A 2,357-nucleotide genomic window follows, 5' to 3' on the forward strand; every position below is an offset into this window, starting at 1 on the left:
CTTATACACTAGTGTTGTAGTGGTCACTTTTTTATCATATTTAAATCAAAAGATTGTTTTTTTCTCAATTTCATTATAAAATATTTAAAAACAATATTAATTTTAAAGGTGGACTTATGAAAAAATTTATCGTCGAAGCTGAGTTTCATAATATGAAAATCTCTCAATACCTTAGAGAAAAAGGGTATTCTGGCAGAGGGATTAGAAATGTGGAAGTATATCTAAATGGAAAGAGAACCAAAACAACAAAACAGGTAAAAAAGAATGCTAGACTTTTAGTTAAAGAGAAAGAAAAAGAGGTTGGTATCAGATCTATACAGATGGATTTAAAAATTATGTATGAGGATAAAAACCTACTTATTATTGATAAAGATCCATATCTTGTTGTTCACCCTACAACTAAGAAAACTGATCTTACACTAGCCAATGGAGTTATATATTATCTACAGGAGCAAACAGGTAAAATACAGCCTCCTAGATTTTTCAATCGTTTGGATATGAATACTTCTGGGCTTATTGTTGTGGCTAAAAATGCTTATACTCAGGCATTTCTACAAAGTGATAAAGAGAAGGTTTCCAAATTCTACCAGGCCATTGTAAAAGGGATTGTTAAAGAGGATGAGATGATGATAGAGATACCTATTGGTAAAGAGGGAGATGAACTTAGAAGAAAAGAGATGTCTCCTGAAGAGGGAGGACAAACTGCCAAGACCTATATGAGAGTTTTAGAGCGTTTTCCAAATGAGGATTTAACTCTGATTGAATTGGAACTATTCACAGGTAGAACTCATCAAATACGTGCTCATATGTCCTTAGTTGGTCACCCAATTTTAGGGGATGAGCTTTATGGAGGAGAGGATACAAGAGCTAAAAGACAACTTCTTCACGCTTTTAAATTAATTTTTACAGATGTTGAAAGTGGTGAAAAAATCCAAGTTCAAGCACCTCTTCCTAATGATTTTAAAGAGATTCTTCATATTGCAAATTAGTTTTAATCACACAGCGATTAAAAAAAGATACCTAAAATCTAGGTATCTTTTTTATTGCTATTAAGCTAATTTATTGTTTTTAACTGATGATGTAGCCGCATCCTCTTCTCCTATTAATTCCCCCTCTGTTTTAGCTACAATCAGTGTACAAACCGCATCTCCTGTTATATTAACTGTTGTTCTAAACATATCCACAAATCTATCTATTCCCATTACAAGTGCCATTCCCTCTAAAGGTAATCCAACCTGTTGTAATACCATTCCTAGCATTATCACTCCAACCCCTGGTACTCCAGCTGTTCCTATTGATGCTAAAGTCGCTGTTATGATAACCGTTACAAAATCCCCCATTGTTAAGTTAACCCCATATATTTGAGCTATAAAAATTGTTGCAACTCCCTGCATTATAGCTGTTCCATCCATATTAATCGTACTTCCTAGAGGAAGTGTAAAAGATGAAATCCCCTTCGATACTCCAAATTCATCCTGTAATGTTTCCATTGAAGATGGTAAAGTTGCACTACTTGAAGATGTTGAAAAGGCCACCATCATAGGTCCTGAAAACTTCTTTAAAAACTTTATTGGATTATATTTTGCCACAAAGATCAGTAAACTTTGGTAAGTTATTAAGTAGTGTAATAGTAGAACAACAACCACACCTATAAAATATTTTAATAGTGGTAACATCGCTGTGTATCCCAGTGTTGCAAATGTTTTACCTATTAGCCCATATACTCCAAATGGTGCTAATTGCATAATTATTTCAACCAGTTTTAAAACTAAGTTATTTAACTCTTCCATCCCTTTTCTTATTGTAGAAACTTTGTCCCCTAGCATAGCCATAGCAACACCGCATAGAATAGAGAAAATTATTATCTGTAACATATCCCCTTTAGCTAGGGCTTCAATCGGGTTTATCGGTATCATTCCTAACAGAATATCTATAAAAGGTTTTGTTTCAGTCACAGATACATTACTTGTTGCAATTTGCGATAGAACTACACCCTTTCCAGGATTTATCAAAGTTCCAACTCCTAAGGCTAAAGTTATGGCAACTGCCGTAGTTCCAAGATAGAAAGCCAAAGTTTTCACTCCAACTCTTCCAAGTTTTTTTATATCTTCTACTCCTGCTGCCCCAACTGTCAATGAACAGAAAACCAATGGCACAACAATCATTCTTATCGCTCTAATAAAACCAGTTCCTAAGAAATTAAAGAAAAAGTCTATAACATACTTCTTTACAACCATATTATCTTTAAAGGGATATAAAATCAATCCACTTATAACTCCCAAAATTAACGAGATAAAAATCTTATTCGTCAAACTTAACTTTTTCATTTAAATTCACTCCTTTTTTCACTTCTTTTC

General features: G+C 33.6%; 2 protein-coding genes. One reads left to right on the plus strand and one right to left on the minus strand.

Going from position 1 to position 2,357, the window contains the following annotated elements; all coding sequences use genetic code 11:
- The first annotated feature begins 116 nt into the window (after nt 1-116).
- Complete coding sequence (locus tag ACMOUI_RS07920) at nt 117-989, plus strand: RluA family pseudouridine synthase (RefSeq protein WP_418965185.1); 873 nt, start codon at nt 117-119, stop codon at nt 987-989.
- A gap of 60 nt (nt 990-1,049) precedes the next feature.
- On the opposite strand, the gene ACMOUI_RS07925 is transcribed toward ACMOUI_RS07920, so the two are convergent.
- A complete protein-coding gene (locus ACMOUI_RS07925; RefSeq protein ID WP_418965186.1) occupies nt 1,050-2,327 on the minus strand; it encodes a dicarboxylate/amino acid:cation symporter in 1,278 nt (425 codons plus the stop codon).
- Between the last annotated feature and the right edge of the window lie 30 nt (nt 2,328-2,357).

Source organism: Cetobacterium sp. (genome assembly GCF_048470075.1).
GTDB lineage: Bacteria > Fusobacteriota > Fusobacteriia > Fusobacteriales > Fusobacteriaceae > Cetobacterium_A.